At 57.8% G+C, this 18428-nt stretch carries 13 protein-coding genes; 9 read left to right on the top strand and 4 right to left on the bottom strand.

Translation table 11 applies throughout. The features are described 5' to 3' along the window. The first annotated feature begins 2 nt into the window (after nt 1-2). Nucleotides 3-1964 carry a primosomal protein PriA gene (locus QMQ05_RS08370; RefSeq protein WP_345469149.1) on the top strand — a complete coding sequence of 654 codons (1962 nt, stop codon included), beginning with the start codon at nt 3-5 and terminating at the stop codon, nt 1962-1964. Here QMQ05_RS08370 and QMQ05_RS08365 read toward each other — a convergent pair. Both QMQ05_RS08365 and QMQ05_RS08360 read right to left on the bottom strand, forming a co-directional pair. Next, the gene (locus QMQ05_RS08365) at nt 1961-2842 is read right to left on the bottom strand and encodes an alpha/beta fold hydrolase (RefSeq protein WP_345469147.1); all 882 of its coding nucleotides are present in this window, start codon (nt 2840-2842) and stop codon (nt 1961-1963) included. The genes QMQ05_RS08370 and QMQ05_RS08365 overlap by 4 nt on opposite strands. A 10-nt stretch (nt 2843-2852) precedes the next feature. Beyond that, on the bottom strand, nt 2853-3860 hold the full coding sequence (locus QMQ05_RS08360; protein ID WP_345469145.1) for a sugar-binding transcriptional regulator: 1008 nt from the start codon (nt 3858-3860) through the stop codon (nt 2853-2855). 105 nt (nt 3861-3965) lie between these two features. Between QMQ05_RS08360 and QMQ05_RS08355 the strand changes: the two genes are divergently transcribed. The 3 genes from QMQ05_RS08355 to glpK are packed head-to-tail and all read left to right on the top strand — an operon-like array spanning nt 3966 to nt 7971. Continuing rightward, complete coding sequence (locus QMQ05_RS08355) at nt 3966-5645, top strand: glycerol-3-phosphate dehydrogenase/oxidase (protein ID WP_345469144.1); 1680 nt, start codon at nt 3966-3968, stop codon at nt 5643-5645. A gap of 59 nt (nt 5646-5704) precedes the next feature. After that, entirely contained in the window at nt 5705-6433 is a 729-nt protein-coding gene (locus QMQ05_RS08350) for an MIP/aquaporin family protein (protein ID WP_345469142.1), read from the top strand. 17 nt (nt 6434-6450) lie between these two features. Continuing rightward, a complete protein-coding gene (gene glpK / locus QMQ05_RS08345; protein ID WP_334123677.1) occupies nt 6451-7971 on the top strand; it encodes a glycerol kinase GlpK in 1521 nt (506 codons plus the stop codon). 91 nt (nt 7972-8062) lie between these two features. On the opposite strand, the gene QMQ05_RS08340 is transcribed toward glpK, so the two are convergent. Continuing rightward, nucleotides 8063-9967 carry an HNH endonuclease signature motif containing protein gene (locus QMQ05_RS08340; RefSeq protein WP_345469137.1) on the bottom strand — a complete coding sequence of 635 codons (1905 nt, stop codon included), beginning with the start codon at nt 9965-9967 and terminating at the stop codon, nt 8063-8065. Nucleotides 9968-10310: 343 nt separating this feature from the next. Between QMQ05_RS08340 and leuS the strand changes: the two genes are divergently transcribed. Genes leuS through holA form a run of 5 tightly spaced genes read left to right on the top strand, consistent with a single transcriptional unit; the run spans nt 10311 to nt 17711 of the window. After that, the gene (leuS, locus tag QMQ05_RS08335; RefSeq protein ID WP_345474580.1) at nt 10311-12800 is read left to right on the top strand and encodes a leucine--tRNA ligase; all 2490 of its coding nucleotides are present in this window, start codon (nt 10311-10313) and stop codon (nt 12798-12800) included. 9 nt (nt 12801-12809) lie between these two features. Beyond that, nucleotides 12810-13739: a DegV family protein gene (locus tag QMQ05_RS08330; RefSeq protein ID WP_345474578.1), complete on the top strand. Its 930-nt coding sequence runs from the start codon at nt 12810-12812 to the stop codon at nt 13737-13739. A gap of 24 nt (nt 13740-13763) precedes the next feature. Then, on the top strand, nt 13764-14420 hold the full coding sequence (locus tag QMQ05_RS08325; RefSeq protein WP_345474576.1) for a ComEA family DNA-binding protein: 657 nt from the start codon (nt 13764-13766) through the stop codon (nt 14418-14420). Continuing rightward, nucleotides 14417-16684, top strand: coding sequence for a ComEC/Rec2 family competence protein (locus QMQ05_RS08320; protein WP_345474574.1), 2268 nt, complete (start codon nt 14417-14419; stop codon nt 16682-16684). Before QMQ05_RS08325 ends, QMQ05_RS08320 begins: the two co-directional genes overlap by 4 nt. A 34-nt stretch (nt 16685-16718) precedes the next feature. After that, on the top strand, nt 16719-17711 hold the full coding sequence (gene holA / locus QMQ05_RS08315; RefSeq protein WP_345474572.1) for a DNA polymerase III subunit delta: 993 nt from the start codon (nt 16719-16721) through the stop codon (nt 17709-17711). A gap of 340 nt (nt 17712-18051) precedes the next feature. Here holA and rpsT read toward each other — a convergent pair whose 3' ends face one another. Beyond that, nucleotides 18052-18312, bottom strand: coding sequence for a 30S ribosomal protein S20 (gene rpsT, locus QMQ05_RS08310; protein ID WP_022875164.1), 261 nt, complete (start codon nt 18310-18312; stop codon nt 18052-18054). Nucleotides 18313-18428: the final 116 nt, after the last annotated feature.

Raw genomic sequence — 18428 nt, 5'->3', positions numbered from 1 at the left:
CAGTGCAGCAAGATGCTCTGATCGCAGCACCCGAGCCGGCCCGTATTAAACGGGTTGCTCGGGTGCTGATTGATTCTTCGGTCCCACACCTCGACCGGTTTTTTGACTATGAGGTTCCTGCCTCGATGGAGGAACAAGCTCGCCCAGGTGTTCGCGTTAAAGTCCCTTTTGGACCACAACAACTGGCCGGATTCATTATCGAAATTCTCGAAGACCATGCCTCGACGATGAAGTTGCGCCCGCTGGCAAAAATCGTCAGCGAACAAGTGGCCCTTTACCCAGAGGTGGTGGCTGCCGCTAGTGAGGTCGCGACCCGTTATGCCGGCACGCTGTGGGATGTGGTGCGATCGGCTGTGCCTGCGCGAGCGGCCAAGGTCGAAAAAGAAGAACTCGAACACGTCGCCCCGGTGTTGCCGCAGACGCCGAATCAGCTCGAACGCTACGAGCAGGGAACACAGGCGCTTGAGGCGTGGGGACGTGGCGAAACGCTGCGTGCGGTGGCCACCTGGGTACCTAACGTGGACGGGTTCTGGCCAAAATTCTTGCTGGACGCTGCCCGGCCGGTACTGCAGCGCGAGAAACGAGTCCTGCTCATTGTGCCTGATGCACGGGATGTAAAAATCCTCGGCGACTACTTGGACGCCGAGTACGGGGCGCAGTCTTATGCGCGGTTGCAGGCCGACGACGGGCCAACCCCGAGGTACCGAAATTTTCTGCGCGCCATTTCTGGGGCCGTGCAGATCGTCATCGGTACCCGTTCCGCCGCCCTCTGCCACGTGCCGGATTTAGAACTGGTAATCGTGTGGCAGGATGGCGATCAGTCCCATCGCGAACAGCGCGCGCCCTACCAGCACAGTAGGGAAGTGGCGCTCTTGCGTAGCCAGCAGGCCGATATTTCCCTGCTGATCGCTTCGCCCTCACGCACCGTGGAAGCGCAACGACTGGTGACTACCGGGTGGGCGATCGAGCTGAAATTGCCGCGGAATCAACTTCGTGCCCATGCGGCACGGGTGATCGCTACAACCAATGATTTTGAGCTGGAGCGCGATCCGATGCTGGCCCGTGCCCGCATACCTTCGACCGCATGGCGCGAAGCAACCAAGGCGTTGGAGAGCGGCCCGGTCCTAGTGCAGGTGGCACGCACCGGTTTTGTCCCCGCGGTCGCCTGCCAAGATTGCCGCACACTAGCGCGGTGTCCTCTGTGCCAAGGCCCGTTGCATCTTGCCGGGCAGCACTCACATGTGGCGTGCCGCTGGTGTGGCGAGCAGTTTCATGACTACCGCTGCCAAAATTGCCAATCACCGCGGATCAGAGCAGCGAGCATTGGGGCCGAGCGTACGGCAGAAGAACTCGGACTGGCGTTCCCCAAGGTGCCAGTTATTTCCTCCACCGGAGCAAAGCCGGTGGAAAAAGTCCCTCATAAACCGGCGTTGGTGGTCGCAACTCCGGGAGTCGAACCGATAGTTGAAGGTGGCTACGCCACGGTGCTATTGCTCGACGCCGACAAGATGCTCGCCCATGATTCTTTGCGGAACGCCGAAGAAGTGCTCTCACGCTGGTTTACCGCCGCGAGCCTGGCCACCAGCGATGGGGTAGTGGTGCTGACCGGGAATCCCAGCCCGGCCGGTGCCAGTTTAGTCCGCTACGATCCGGCAAGCTTCGCCGAACGTGAATTAGCTGAACGCCGCGAAGTTGGGTTGCCACCAGCTGTACGCAGCGCGATCATTTCCGGTCCAGGAGCCCAACGGCTGATCGCAGCACTGGAGGATTCCACGCGGGCTAAGGTGCAAATCCACGGTCCAACGGTGATCGACGGCCCGCCGATCGAACACAGGTATGTGCTGTTCTTCTCCTACGCTGACGGCCATGACGTCACCAGCGCGCTGCGCCACCTGCGATCCACCATGTCTGCAGCCAAGGATCCGGTGGTCAATATCGCGATCGACCAGGATAGCGTGCTTTAGAGTTCGCTGCTCGGTTGCGGGAGCGAGCGCAAGAATGCGTCGATGGCACCAGCGGTTTCTTCGGCCTTTTCGTAGTGGATGAGGTGCCCGACGTTCTCGAGCATGAGCAATTGTGCGTGCGCGAAGCTGCTGCGCAATTGTTCTTGAGTCTCCGGGGTCCCGAGTTCATCTTGCATGCCGCCGATCATCAAGGTCGGTAGGGTCAGCTCGGGGGAGTAGTTCGCCACGGTCGAAGTGATCGAGGCGCGATATGACTGGGCCAAGGTGCTCGTTGAGTGGAAACCACCAAAATATGCTCGGTGCTGCTCACGCACATAACGGCGGATGGCCGGATCCTTGCTTTTGGTCATCACCAGGCTCATGGCGTCACTGAAAAGTTGTGAACGAAGCAATGGTTCGGCGATGAATGCCGGGAGTTTGGCGCACAGCTCATAGTAGGCACTGGTAATTTTGGCCAGCAGCGCCTGCGAGGAATCCAACGCTAGTTCTGAGATCGGGTTCAGCAGCAGCAGCGAGGCAAAGGGGCGCATACTCGCCAGTTTGGCGGCGACGATCGACCCAAAAGAATGGCCGAGCAGATGGATGGTGTCATCAAGCTGCAACTCGTCGGCCAGCGCATCGAGCGCCTGGGCGTAACCATCAACATCATGGGCGTGATCGCTCATGGAGCTGGAGGCCCCGAAACCTGGCAGGTCGGGAACGATCACCGTGTAGTTCTCAAGGTTCTGCACAATGCGAGCCAAACCATGGTGGTCCCCGCGAAAGCCGTGGACCGCAAAGATCACACCACGGGCGGGCTCGTGGGCTACAGCTGTGAATACGCGCACCTGCGCGCCATAGATCCGGTGCGTGGACATGAGGTGTTCTCTTTGGCGCATAGTCTAAATCCTACCCGTCGAGCAGGGCCAAAGCCGTACCCTCATCAATGACCAAGTCGGTGATCAACCCGCCCTGGAGTGCACCGCGAACGGCTGCCAATTTGCCGCGTCCGGCCACCACACAAAATCTGGTGGGCACCTTGCGCAACGAATCAAGGGTGGGGCCGGTGGAACGCGAGTTCAGGGCAATGCTTGAACTGTTGCCGTCCTTGTCGAAAAACACCGTGGCCACATCTCCCACCACGCCCATCTCTCGTAGCTCTTGGGTTTCATCTTTGGTGAGGTATCCGCCGCGGTAGACCTGCGAGATCACAGTGGATCCGGCCGAACCGAGCGAGAAGATCGCCAGATTCATCTCTTGTTGCACTTTAAGTACACGCTGGATCGAGGTTTCTTGCCACATGGCATCGCGGGTGGAGGCGCGGTCAAAAAATGCTGGCACCGGGAACTGCTCGGTCCGCGCGGTGAAGGCCTGACCAAAGCGCGTGAGAATGTCGCTCGCGTAGCCGACGCCACTACTGACCGGGTTGGCCGCTCCGTTGAGCTGGACGATTTTAGTGTCATGGGTCGGATGGGATGACAACGCCGCCGAGACCGCTTGCATGGTCGACCCCCACGCCACACCCACGGTCATCGAGGAGGAGACGATATCGCCTAAGAGGTAGGCCGCATGTGCTGAGACACGGACCAGAAGTTCTGAATCATCCATGGACCCATCGGTGGGAACCACATAAAAGTTCACGCCATAGTGTTCGGCCAGCTGATTTCCTAGCAGTGCGGACATGTTGGCGCTGGGGGTAATGCTGATCGAGACCATGCCGGTGCGCTTGGCGTGAGTGAGCAATCGGGAGACGGTCGATCGTGAGGTGCCAAGCTCTCTGGCGATCACTTCCATCTTCATATCCTGCAGGTAATAGAGCTGGGCTGCGCGCAACGCGTCCTTGGCTTTGGGGGTGGTGTGCACGGATGTGCCAGTGACGCCTCGCTTATAGGTTCCCCCGGACGGTGTTTTCTTCATCACCTTCATCATTTCTGCACGTTTGTGCATTTTGTTTGACCGAATTGCCGTTCAGTAACAAGACTAGCTTCAGACTTATTCATTTGTTACAAAGGGGCACAAATCGTGATTCGGGAACAGCTATCCAAACTGCGTGAACGTCCGCAAGCGCGGGTACTGGTAGTTGGAGGCGGCATCAACGGTGTAGCGACCTTCCGCTACCTGGCGATGCAGGGAATCGACGTCGCATTGATCGAACGTGGTGACTACAGCCAAGGTGCCTCCGGCGCCAGCTCGCACATGATCCACGGTGGCATCCGATACCTCGAAAATGGTGAGTTCCGTCTGGTGCACGAATCCGTGCAGGAACGTAACTCCCTGCTGGAAATCGCACCACACTATGTGAAGCCACTGCAGACCACCATCCCCATCTTCTCCACCTTCTCGGGAATCCTCAGCGCACCAATGCGCTTCTTGACCCACAAGTCCGGCAAGCCAACCGAACGAGGCGCTGCGCTAATCAAAGCTGGCCTGATCATGTACGACGTGTTCGCAGGTGTCGGCGGTCGCAACACCCCATGGCACAGCTTCAAGTCCGGCAAGGGTGCCCGCAAGGACCTGCCTCAGCTGCGCGATGACGTCAAGTACACCGCAACCTACTTTGACGCTTCGGTGCACAACCCAGAACGCCTGACCCTGGACGTGCTGCGCGAAGGCCTGAACGCCAACGACAAGGCTCGCGCCACCAACTATGTTGAGCTCACCGGCGTTGACGGTGGCACGGCCCAGCTGCGTGACGTACTGACCGGTGAAGAATTCGACTTCGACGCCGAAGTGATCATCAACGCCACCGGTGCATGGGTCGATTTGACCAACAAGGACTTGGGTCGTGAGACCAAGTGGACCGGCGGCACCAAGGGATCGCACATCGTGCTCGATCACCCAGAACTGCTTGAAGCCACCGGCGGACGCGAGATCTTCTTCGAACACGAAGACGGTCGTATCGTATTGATCTACCCAATGCTTGGCCGTGTTCTGGTTGGCACCACCGACCTCGAGCACGACATGAACGAACCAGCCGTGTGCACCGATGAAGAAGTCCAGTACTTCTTCGACCTGATCCACCACGTCTTCCCTGGCATCAAGGCCACCGAAGAGCAGATCGTGTACAAGTTCTCCGGCGTACGCCCACTGCCAAATCACGATGACACTGCTCCAGGCTTCGTCTCCCGTGACTACCAGGTCAAGGAAACCCGCCTGACCGATAAGACCACCATGCTCTCGCTGATCGGCGGAAAGTGGACGACCTTCCGTGCGCTGAGTGAAAATCTGGGTGGCAAGGCCCTAGAGTTCTTGGGCGAGCGTCAGGTCAAGTCCACCGTTGGTGTAGCCATTGGCGGCGGTAAGAACTTCCCAACAAACGAAGGTGCTTTGGCCGCTTGGTACGCAGCACGCGAGTCCAAGGCTTCGCATGATCGCTTGCGCGTTCTGCTCGAGCGTTACGGTACCCGTGCCGATCACGTGCTCAGCGAGCTCGGTGAGAATGAGCAGATGCTCGAGCACACCCAGGAGCTCTCCTGCCAAGAAATCGCCTACATGGCCAACAACGAGCAGGTCGGCCGCTTGATCGACGTCTTCATCCGCCGCACCAACCTAGCCTTCCGCGGCTTGGTGACAAAGAATTTGGTCATCGAGGTAGCTAACTGCCTTGCTGACCCAATGGGTTGGGATCAGTCCCAGCTCCAAGCCGAAATCGACCATTCGCTCTCGGTTCTTGCAGATAGCCATGGAGTCATCCTCAGCTAATCTGCCATGTGGCCGGCGGCAAGGGGCCGCCGGCAGTCGAAATCACTCAGAGGTCAAAGATGTCCACTCACGTGTTTCTCGCCGAATTAGTCGGCACTTTCATTCTCCTTCTCATGGGTGGCGGCGTCTGCGCCAACGTTGCTCTGAAGGGGACCCTTGGTAGCGCCGCGGGCTGGGTCGCCATCAGCTTCGGCTGGGGTCTAGCTGTCTACTGTGGTGTTTGGATCGCGGGCATATCCGGAGCCCACCTAAACCCTGCAGTCACTCTCGGCTTGCTGGTCAACCAAGATGTTGCAGAATATGCTCCAGGTGTGGCTAAAACATTTGCCAATACCTTGTTGTATTTCGTGGCGCAGTTTATTGGTGCCTTCCTTGGTGCCGTAGGAACCTGGTTGACCTACAAGAAGCACCTGGATGATCCGCAGAACGCCGGCACCCAGCTCGGTGTCTTCTCCACCGGACCAGCCATCCGCTCTTACGGTTGGAACCTCGTCACCGAGATCTTCGGTACCTTCGTCTTGGTCTTCGTGATCGCCGGACTGGGACACACTCCACATGAGCTTGGCCCACTGGCCGTGGCACTGTTGGTTGTTGCCATCGGTTTGTCGCTCGGTGGTGCCACCGGTTACGCAATCAACCCATTCCGTGACCTTGGCCCACGTGTAGCGCACGCTGTCTTGCCGATCAAGGGCAAGGGTTCCTCCGACTGGGCCTACTCGTGGGTCCCATTGGTGGGACCAGCAACCGGCGGTATCCTTGGCGGACTTGTTGCCGCTCTAATGTTCTAGAAAGAGAGCAGTAAATCATGAGTGAAAAATTTGTTATCGCCATTGATCAGGGCACGACCAGCTCCCGCGCGATTGTTTTCAACCACGCCGGTGATGTGCACTCGGTAGGCCAGCTCGAGCACGAGCAGATCTTCCCAGCTGCCGGTTGGGTTGAACACGATCCAGCCGAAATCTGGAACAACGTGCGCGAAGTGATCGGCCAGGCGCTGTCCAAGGCGAACCTGACCCGTCACGACATCGAGGTCGTCGGTATCACCAATCAGCGTGAAACTACCGTTGTTTGGGATAAGAACACTGGTGAAGCGGTCTACAACGCTATCGTCTGGCAGGACACCCGAACCCAGGACATCGTCGATGAACTGGCTGCCAATGGGGGCACCGACCGCTACAAGGAGACCGTAGGTCTGCCATTGGCTACCTACTTCGCCGGAACCAAGATCAAGTGGATCCTGGATAACGTCGAAGGTGCTCGAGAGCGTGCCGAGGCAGGAGATCTGCTGTTCGGAACGACCGATACCTGGGTTCTGTGGAACCTCACCGGTGGCACCGACGGTGGTGTTCACGTCACCGACGTGACCAACGCGTCCCGTACCCTGTTCATGGACCTGAAGACCTTGGCATGGGATGAAGAGATCCTTGCTGATTTTGGTGTTCCGCTCTCGATGATGCCCGAGATCCGTTCCTCCTCTGAGGTCTACGGTCAGGTGCACACCAACCAGTTGCTGCGTGAAGTACCGGTTGCTGGCATCCTCGGTGACCAGCAGGCAGCGACCTTCGGTCAGGCTGCCTTCACCGCTGGTACCGCGAAGAACACCTATGGCACCGGCTGCTTCTTGATCTTCAACACCGGCACCGAGATCGTGAACTCCACCAACGGTTTGCTGACCACCATGGCCTACAAGCTGGGCGATGCTAAGCCTGTCTACGCGCTGGAAGGCTCGATTGCTGTAGCTGGTTCATTGGTTCAGTGGTTGCGCGATAACATCGGCATGATCTCCTCGGCACCAGAAATCGAAGAACTGGCTGCCAAGGTGGATGACAACGGTGGCGTTTATGTCGTGCCAGCATTCTCCGGTCTGTTTGCACCATACTGGCGTTCGGATGCCCGTGGCGCCATTGTGGGACTGACTCGCTTCGCGAACAAGAACCACATTGCCCGTGCTGCATTGGAATCTACAGCGTTCCAGACCCGCGAGGTCCTGGATGCTGTTAACGCCGACGCCGAGGTACCACTGACCGAGCTTAAGGTCGATGGTGGCATGGTTGCTAACGAAGCTTTGATGCAGTTCCAGGCTGATATCTTGGGCGTTCCTGTGGTCCGACCTAAGGTCACCGAAACTACTGCCCTCGGTGCTGCCTATGCAGCCGGTTTGGCAGTGGGTTTCTGGAAGGATCTGGGCGAACTGGAAACCAACTGGTCTGAGGACAAGCGTTGGGAGCCATCCATGGACGAAGAAACCCGTGAGCGCAACCTGCGCTTGTGGAAGAAGGCAGTGACTCGCACCTTTGATTGGGTAGACGAAGACACCAAAGCCTAAGCTTCACGACTCGCTCGAGAGCTGAACACGAAGCGACGCCCGAACCGACTTATGGTTCGGGCGTCGCTGTTTTCATATTTACCGCACAGCGCTAGGGCGTGGGGTTCGTGTCCGGATCGGTGTTGGCTTCTGTTTCTGGACTCTGTGGGGCACTGGGATTGTTCGGGGTAGGAGGATCCGACGGCATATTGGAGGTCGGACAGTCGTCAACTTGCAGGGCGCCCCAGTAGGTATTTCTCCGTGGCTTTTGTTCCGGGTCCAAGTGTTCGGGCAAGATGACGTGCGGGAGACCATCGACGTTGACGACCTTGATCTGTTCTGAGTGGCGTTGTTGATGCTCGTTTGTGCACATTCCGGCACCCGACCGCACGCTAGTTTCGCCTCCCTCGGACCAGGAGACCTCGTAATGGTCGACTTCAACTTTCTCCGGTGGGGTGGTGCACCCGGGCACGATGCAGCCACGGTCGCGTGCCATGATCGCGGTTCTGATCGCTCCTTTGTGGAAGCGTTGTGATCGGCCCATGTCTAGGGGTTGACTGTTTGAGCCGAGGACCAGGGGGATGATTCCGGCGTTGGCGAGAAGCTTTCGAAGTTCGCCGGGCGGTATGTCCACCGAATGGGCGCTGACTCCGTGAGCCTCGGCGAGGTTTTGTAAGTCGCTGAGCCACATGTACACCAGGACTTTGGGGACGATGGCCTTGCGCTTAGCCCCGGAGACAGGAGCAACAAGAATGGCCATGAGGGCGTTGAGTCGTCGTTGGGCAGGAGATGGGTCCTGGGCATTATCTGGGCTGCTCTGGCCACTCGCGGCAGATTCCGAATCGGCGTCTTGGCCGTCAGTATTTTCCGTTGCTGCAGTTTCTTCGGCGTCAGCGTCTTCGGCAGCGGTTTCTTCAGCTGCGGTTTGGGTTTGAGCCCAGGGTGGCATTGGTTGCTCGCTGATGAGCCAGTCAGGGGTTGGCGGGATGGGTTCTTTACAGTCATTTTCCGCGGCCTGATGTTGATCGCCAGAATGTTGATCGCCCGAGTGCTGATCAGCTGATTCTTGCTCGGGATCGGCGGTGGTGTCCTGTCCGACATCGGTGCCGCGGGCTGCTTTGCCGGCTTTAGTTCGTTTATTGCTGGATTGCGCGGCGACTGAGTGGAAGACCTCTGCCTGAGTTGCATCGGTTCGCAGATAGAAACAGTGCACGCCGCCGATGACCCTGCCAATGAAGAAACCAAGTTTAGGCGGGATGACCAGTCCATGGGTTTCCTTGTACCTACTGATCTCAGCATCAATATGTTTGCGTGCCTCGACCGGGCTTAGATCGGCCAAGGCTTGCGCCGCGTTGGTTTCCAGCAGCGTGCCATCGGCTGAGCGCGCCTGCAATTGGCTAGGTACACCATCAAAGATCGTGTCTTCAGGTTCCAATTTCTCTAATTGCCGTGAAACCCGGGCGATCCGACGCCGATCCACCGTGCCACTGGCAAAGAGCGCGGCCAGTTGTTCAAAACGTGGCTCGCAAATACTTCCATCAAGGGTGCGTCGCCCGATCAATAGGTGGGCGTCATCGATGCGGCGCTGCGCCTCAAAATAGTTGATGCCTAGCCAGCCGGCGATCACTTCCGCCGTGTTGCTGTAGTAGGTTCGCCCGCTGGTTCGTTCTGCTGGCTGAGCAAAATAGGCTTCCGTCAGCGCCTCAGGGTAGTCCGGCAGCCGCCTGAGTTCATCAAAGGTGCTCAACGACAAGGCATGCGCGCCGGTGACTTCGGCGTTAAGGGCCAGGCTGAGTTTTTGCTGTTGTACTTCTTGATCAAAACGTTCGAGCAGGTCGAGCTGAAGCAGCACCATTCGTGGATCTTCGCTTTGGTAGACGAGCGCCCCGATCGAGCTAAGAATTTTTAGACACAGCGCGCCCAGCTGGACGAGCATTGCGGTAGTGAGCTGGGGTCCTAGGGTCCAAGAAGCCCGGCACAATTCGCGGAGTGCGACCAGTAGAGCTGCGGTGTTCATGGGACGAGCATCGGCCTAGCAGATCGGCCACGTTTATTAGGCGCGACGGATTGTGGAGAACTTTTTGAGGGAGCAAGCACTGTTCGTCGAGGAGAGCTTGTCGAAGGAAGTAGAGGCGAGTAGCTGGAAAAGTGCACTGGCTGTGTCGAATCTGGCGCTTCATCGATGGGCGTCACTAGGCGATGTGCGATAGAATCGCGATATGCATCCGAAGCGCAACCTAGTTTAAGCACGGCCGGTGGCCGTACCCCCGAGTGGAAATTTGGGGGCTTTTGTTGTGTCTGGAACCAAAAACAAGTTTTCCCATCGGAAATATTTCCGCAAAGCGTGTGAGAAGAGCAGCGTGACATCATCGACGAACGAACCTAGGACCTACGAATTCAAGGACATCGAGTCCAAGTGGCTTCCGGTATGGGATGAGCTAGAAGTATTTAAGCCCGCCGATGATGGTAGCCGCGAACGCCGCTACGTGCTAGACATGTTCCCTTATCCTTCGGGCGACCTGCACATGGGTCACGCCGAAGCCTTCGCCATGGGCGATGTAGTCGCTCGCTACTGGCGCCTGCGCGGTTATGACGTCATGCACCCGATCGGCTGGGACTCCTTCGGCCTGCCAGCAGAAAACGCTGCCATCAAGCGCAATAGCCATCCTGCCGAGTGGACCTACAAGAACATCGACACCCAGGCTGCCAGCTTTAAGCGCTACGCGATCTCCGCTGACTGGGATCGTCGTCTGCATACTTCCGATCCTGAGTACTACCGCTGGACCCAGTGGCTGTTCAACAAGTTCTACGAAAAGGGCCTGGCCTACCGCAAGGACCACCCGGTGAACTGGTGCCCGAAGGACCAGACCGTGCTGGCTAACGAACAGGTCGTCAACGGCGCCTGTGAGCGTTGTGGCACCGCGGTGACCAAGAAGTCGCTGAACCAGTGGTACTTCAAGATCACCGACTACGCCGATCGCCTGCTTGATGACATGGAACAGCTCAAGGGCCACTGGCCTGAGCGTGTGCTGCTGATGCAGAAGAACTGGATCGGCCGCTCTGAAGGCGCCGAGGTGACCTTCGAAATTGAGGCCACCGAGAACCAGCCTGCGGTGAAGATCCCGGTGTTCACCACCCGTCCCGACACCCTGTACGGTGCCACCTTCATGGTAGTCGCTGCAGACGCACAGCTGGCCGGCGAGCTGGTCACCGATGAACACCGCGCCGCCCTGGAGGAATACCAGGAGCAGGTCAAGGCCCTGAGTGAGATCGAGCGCCAGTCCACCGAGCGTGAAAAGAGCGGTGTCTTCACCGGACGCTATGGCATCAACCCGCTCTCGGGGGAGAAGCTGCCGATCTGGGCTGCCGACTATGTGCTCGCCGACTACGGCACCGGCGCCATCATGGCAGTTCCTGCGCACGATCAGCGCGACCTAGACTTCGCCCGCGCCTTCGACCTGCCAGTCCGCGTGGTGGTTGAAACCGGGCTGGAAGATCCTAACGAAACCGGCATCGCCACCGCTGGCGAGGGCCAGCTGATCAACTCCGGTGAGCTGACCGGCTTGGAGAAGAAGGACGCCATTGCCAAGGCGATCGAGATTGTGGAAGCTGCCGGCACCGGCAAGCACACCATCAACTTCCGCCTGCGCGACTGGTTGCTCTCCCGCCAGCGCTTCTGGGGTACCCCCATCCCGATCATTCACTGTGCTGATTGTGGCGAGGTCCCGGTCCCTGATGACCAGCTGCCGGTGCGCCTGCCCGATAACCTGCGTGGTGAAGACTTGGCGCCTAAGGGCACCAGCCCGCTAGCTGCGGCCGAGGACTGGGTCAACGTGGCCTGCCCGAAGTGTGGGGGCGATGCCAAGCGTGATACCGACACCATGGATACCTTCGTGGATTCTTCCTGGTACTTCTTGCGCTTCGTTTCGCCGCAGTACACCGAGGGTCCATTTGACCCGAAGGCTGTGCGTGACTGGATGCCAGTAGGCCAGTACGTCGGCGGTGTAGAGCACGCGATCTTGCACCTGCTCTACTCGCGCTTCTTCACCAAGGTCGTTCACGATCTGGGGCTGATTGACGCTACCGAACCATTTAGCGCACTGCTGAACCAGGGCCAGGTACTCAACGGTGGTAAGGCCATGAGTAAGTCCCTGGGCAATGGCGTGGATTTGGGCGAGCAGCTGGACAAGTTCGGTGTGGACGCGGTGCGTTTGACCATGGTCTTCGCCTCCCCACCAGAGGATGACGTGGACTGGGCCGATGTGTCCCCATCGGGTTCGCAGAAGTTCTTGGCCCGTGCCTGGCGCATCGCCCAGGACACCACCAGCGAGGTCGGCGTGGATTACACCAGCGGGGATAAGTCCCTGCGTCAGGTGACCCACCGCACCGTGCACGAGTCCGCGCAGCTGCTGGATTCGGGCAAGTTCAACGTGGTGATCGCCAAGACCATGGAGCTGGTCAACGCGACCCGTAAGACCATCGACTCCGGTGCGGGTGCTGCCGATCCAGCGGTACGCGAAGCCGCCACGGTCGTCGCCCAGCTGCTGAGCCTGTTCGCCCCCTACACCGCAGAGGATATGTGGGAAGCTTTGGGCTACGCACCGAGCGTGGTCACCAGCGCATGGCCAGAGGTTGATGAGTCGCTGTTGGTGGATGACACCATCACCGCCGTGGTCCAGATCAAGGGCAAGGTGCGTGCACGTCTGCAGGTTTCAGTGGACATCTCCGAGGAAGAGTTGCAGGCGCTGGCGCTGGCCGATGAGGCAGTAGTTCGCATGCTTGATGGCAAGGCGCCTTTGAAGGTGATTGTGCGTGCGCCGAAGCTGGTGAACGTGGTTCCTGCCCCGTAAGCTCGCCTCATGAACGATCGACTCAAAAGCTCGCGCGCGGGTTGGCTACCGAAGTGGCTGGCCCCGCGCGGGCTTTCGCGTCCGAGCATTGGGATCGTTACCGATTCGGCGTCCTGCTTGCCCCCACAGTTTCGTGACCGTGCCGGGTTCGCAGAAGTTAATATCCCGATCATCGTCGATAACCACGTCCAGGGCGACGACACCTCGGCCCTGATGATGGGATTGGCCATGGGCAAATCCGTGAAAACCTCGCGCCCAGCACCGGGTGAGTTCGCGCGCGTGTACCAACAGCTCTTTGCTGAAGGTTGTCAGCAGGTCCTTTCCATCCACATGTCCGGGGCACTTTCCGGTACCGTGGAGGCCGCACGACTAGCTGCCGCGCAATTTTCCAACAAGGTTACGGTGCTTGATTCTCATACCGTAGCCTTGCCACTGGGCTTCACCATCGCCGATGTGCTCGATGCCAGGGATGCCGGCGCGCCTCAAGCGATGCTAGAACAAATTGTGCGCATGGCTACCGCCAATTCGGTGTACTTCGCGGTGCCGAGCTTGGAACAATTGCGCCGTGGTGGGCGCATCAGTGCTCTGTCCTCGGTACTCGGCGGCCTGTTGAACGTCAAGCCGATCCTGACCATCGATCAAGGGGCCATCACCGCACTGGAAAAACCGCGGTCCTTTGCGCGGGCCCAGGCGCGACTGGTGTCCCTAGCTCTTCGTGACGCGCGCACAGCCCAGGGACCGGTGCGTCTTGGTGTGATGCATTTTGGGGCTCTTGAGCTTGCCAGTGAAATCGCCACGGAGCTAACGCCTTTTAGCAACCAGCCGGTGGTGATTGAATCCCTGCCGGCGGTACTTGCTGCCCACACCGGCATGGGCGTCTTGGCGGTCGCTGTGGCCCCATTGGATCCACAACCTGAAAAGGGTTCGGCCTCGGCCTAGAACCGACCGCTCATAATGTGGCGCATGGGCCGTCACGATTTTTTCAGCAAGTACGCGCCACGTCCCGGTCGTCTCAGGTTTGCGATCTCGCGCGTAGCGGTACTCGCTTTGGTCCTTGTCGTGCTCGCCTGGATCGCCATTTCTATCCTTTTGGCCCCCGCACCCTCCAATGACGCGTTGGAGACTGTACCGCTGGATTCCGAAGCCACCAGCAAGAGTTCCGAGAACGAGAACACCGACAGTTCGCCCAGTACCTCCGGAGTTTCGGTGACCGTGCATGTGGTTGGTGCGGTGAAGAAGCCCGGCGTTTACGAGCTACCTGAGGGTTCGCGCATTACCGACGCCGTGGACAGTGCCGGGGGATTGGCTAAGGGCGCTCACCCTGAACTGGTCAACTTAGCTGCGAAGCTCATTGATGGACAGCAAATCATCATGCCCGGCGCGAGTTCCGAGTCTTCCGGTCAAGCAGTGCCCGTCCCCAGTGCCGACGCAAAAATATCCATCAACACCGCTGATGCAGAAACACTGCAAGAACTACCTGGTATTGGTCCTGCTTTGGCGCAGCGGATCATCGATTTTCGAACCAAAAACGGTCCCTTTAATTCCGTGGACGAACTGGATGCAGTTTCTGGCATCGGCCCAGCCATGCTCGAGAAACTTGCCGATTTGGTGGTCCCATGACAACAGATTTTCGAGGTCTGTGGCTGCTCTCGGGTGCATGGCTCGCCGCCTATTTCACCATCCCGCCGCTATTGCTGTGGGCATTCATTGCGCTTCTTGCGTTGTTGCTAGCTTTGCTCCTACGCGAACGGCATGATGGCGCCCATTCCACGCCGTGGTTCACCGGTCCGATCGTTTTCCTCTTGGGACTACTCGCTATCACCACCATCAACATCACCGGTAGCCAGTGCACCCTTCCTGAACAGGGGGAGCAACAGCTTCGTGCCGAACTGAGTTTTGACGAAGCCGTAGTGCCGACGCCCGATGGGGAGCTCAAAGGCAGCGCTAATGTCGAACGCTATTGGCAGGATGGCTCGTGGGTGCAATGCGAGGTGCCGGTATATTTGACCCTCGCTTACACATTGCCTCACAACGCACAGCGCTTCGAGAGCATTGTGAGTTTTGCGCCGGCGGAATCCGGCACTTTTTCCTGGTGGGCTCGTGCTCTCAGTGAGCCCAAGGTCCTATCGCAGTCCGAACCGAATGCGGCACAGAACCTCAAAGATCGATTCTCATCAGTATCCAACCAGTTGCCCAGTAATGCTCAGGCGTTGTTGCCGGGCATGCTGTACGGTGATCGCTCAGGACAAGATGAGGCGTTGTCCGACGCCATGAAAACTAGTGGCCTGAGCCATCTCACCGCGGTCAGTGGATCTAACATCGCACTACTGGCCGCAATTATTCTGAGTTTGTTGCGCGTATTCTCTATTCCGCGGGTGCCGAGCGCGTTATTAATGATCGCTGCGGTGGGACTCTTTACCTGGTTTGTTGGGCCGGATCCGAGCGTTTTGCGAGCGAGTTTGATGGGTAGCATTGCTGTGCTGTCATTGCTCGTGGGACGTGGGCAAGCGTCATTGGGCATTTTGTCCTTGAGCGCAACGATTTTGTTGCTCATTGACCCTGAGTTGGGTGCCGAGCCAGCTTTTGCCCTATCAATACTTGCCACCTTGGGCATCATCTTGCTTACCCCGTCGCTGACTGAAATCTTCGGACATGTCATGCCCTCGTGGCTTGCTGAGATGACTGCTATTTGCTGTGCCGCACAATTTACCTGTCTGCCAGTGATCATCGCGTTAAACAGTAATTTCAGCTTGTACTCCTTACCCACAAATCTGTTGGTGGCCCCACTGCTCCCGCTGATTACGGCCGTGGGAATGGTCTGCTTGCTGATCTGCACGCCGATGCCTTCAGTGGCACAAGTACTGTTGTGGATTCCCGGGCTACCCGCGGAACTCGTCGGCAAGATCGCCCAATTTTCCGCTGGACTTCCAGGGGCGGCTCGACCTTGGCCCGAAGGTGTCCTCGGAATCGTCTTGGCCATCATGCTGGCAGCGGTGCTCTGCATACTTTTAATTGCCGGTCGGGAGACAGAGCGCGTTCGTGTACGTCAGATCTCGCTGGCGATGCTGGGTGCGGTTCTGGTGTTTCTTGCGGCTCTAATACTTCCGGCCACACTGTTTTATCGCGAGCCCATTAATGAGAATTGGAATATTGCCATGTGCGATGTGGGGCAAGGTGATGGAATCGTCATCAATGTGGGGGAGAACCAAGGTTGGCTGGTGGATGCGGGCCCCGAAGACGGCAACGTGGTGCAATGTTTGCGAAGGCTGAAGATCACCTCGTTGCCCATAGTATTTGTCACGCACTCTCACGCCGATCATTTCGGGGGAATCAGCGCTTTAGAGGAATCGGGTATCAAGATTGGCCAGAGGCTGGTGTCTGCTGGTTTTGAGCTTGATCGATGGGCAGGTGCCAGCGTCATTGAAGCTGGGGCCGTGAAAGACACCGAACTGGTCAGTTACCATGTGATCGGCCCGGAAACCTTGGCGGCCCAGCGTGCCGAACCCAATGACACGTCGCTGGTGATACGTTTCCGTTTTCATGTGGCCAGCGGAGAGATTGACTATTTTTCCGCGGGGGATATGGAAACCGAAGCGATGAGTGCCCTACTACGTAAATTTCCCCAACCACCAGCCACGATTCTCAAGGCGTCTCATCATGGCGCACGCAATGGTGGAACCGAAATCATTAGGACCATATCGCCACAGGTTCTTCTGGTTTCTGCTGGCAAGGATAATTCCTATGGACATCCGCATCAAGAAATTCTCGATGTGGCCAACGAGGTGGGTGCCCGTGTTTTCAGAACGGATCAGTCCGGTACCGTGCTTCTCACATTTACTGAGCACGGCGTGATGAGTACTGCGTTGGGTTCACCGGTTCGGTAGGATCAATATATCGTCCCACGCATTTAGGAGCTCGATGGCACGCGCCCAGGCTAACCCAGGTATCTCATGGCGGGAGCTTACGCCCCAACCGCTGATTTTGCTCACCGGTTCAGAGGATTATCTAGCTTCTCGCGCCTTTGAGTTCCTTCGGCAACAGGCTGCTGCGCGTGACGACATTGAAGTCACAAGATTGGATGCTTCTAAATACGAACCTGGCGAACTTCTGTTGGCGACCAGTTCTTCGTTATTCTCCAGCGCCAATCTCGTAGAAGTCCACGAGATGGCACAAATGAATGAATACTTCCTCAAGGATGCTCTAGCGTACTTGAAGGACCAAGCACCGGAAAACGTGCTGATCATGCATTACTCCGGGGGCACACGAGGCAAGAAACTCATCGACGCCATTAAAACTGCCGGAGCTCTGATCGTGAACTGCCAGCCGGTCAAGAAGGACGCCGAGAAGGTCGACTTCGTCCAGGCTGAATTTAAAGCAGCAAAACGGCGAATTACCAACGACGCGGTGAAGGCGTTGGTCGCTGCTGTAGGTAACTCGTTGGCCGAGCTGGGATCTAGTTGCTCGCAGCTTATTCAAGACACGACCGGCACCATCGATCAAGAATTAGTTGATCGGTACTACGGCGGTCGTGTTGAGGCCACTGCTTTCAAAGTTGCCGATGCCGCGATTTCGGGAAATGCGCAGGCTGCCTTGCGAACCTTGAGGCACTCTTTAGGTACAGGTACTGATCCGATTCCCATCGTTGCCACGCTGGCGATGAAGGTGCGGCAGTTAGCCAAGGTACTTGGTGTGAATGAACCTGCTGCTGCGCTGGCATCTCAATTGGGAATGGCCCCGTGGCAGGTGCAACAAGCTCAGCAACAGGCTCGTGGTTGGAAGCGTAGCGACCTGGCTTTGTGCATTGAAGAAATCGCGAACACCGATCGAATGGTTAAAGGTGGAAGCCGTTCTCCTGGATATGCTCTGGAGCATGCCATCATGTTTATTGCGGCTAAGGCACCGAACCGTTAAACAATCGCGCATCGGTTGATGCTGGGGGACAGGAAGCGCTACGTTGCCTGTCTCCCATTGCCACCGTTCCTTTAGGTCCCAAGCGCTTTTGTGGAAGCTGGGTCTGCTCAGTGGCTTGGTGACAATCAATAATCTTGCGGCGAGTGGGCTACTGCGCTTCAGCTTTGGCTCGGATCTATTCTTAGTTGTCTGCGGCCTCGATGGAGAGTGATTCTCGGGAATAGGGGCCTAGCCTCTTCGCCGGCCAGGGCTGTTCGGCGTTCATTGCAGAAGCACCGCTGAAAATACAAAACCCCCGTACCCAAAGGGTACGGGGGAGATGATGAAGTCTAAGCTTGGCTTAGAGGGCGCTAACCTTCTTGGCAATAGCCGACTTGCGGTTTGCAGCGTTGTTCTTGTGCAGAACACCCTTGCTTACAGCCTTGTCGAGCTTCTTGCCAGCCAGGCGCAATGCCTCGGTTGCCTTATCCTTGTCGCCTGCGGCTACTGCCTCGTTGACGTTACGGATTACGGTCTTAACCTCGGAACGGACAGCTACGTTACGCAGACGTGCCTTTTCGTTGGTCAGGATACGCTTCTTCTGGGACTTGATGTTAGCCACTTTAATAAACTCTCTCGTTTATCGTTATATACGGTCGGTAGAGGGTTCATCCTTCAGGCCATCGACTGAGCGGTGTGGGGCACCTATGGCGACCCGAAGGGGGCGTGTTGCCCAAC

This window comes from Glutamicibacter sp. B1, from assembly GCF_039602135.1.
Taxonomy (GTDB): domain Bacteria; phylum Actinomycetota; class Actinomycetes; order Actinomycetales; family Micrococcaceae; genus Glutamicibacter; species Glutamicibacter ectropisis.
The sequence above is the reverse complement of the archived record's forward strand: the minus strand, read 5'-3'. Positions and strand labels throughout refer to the sequence as shown.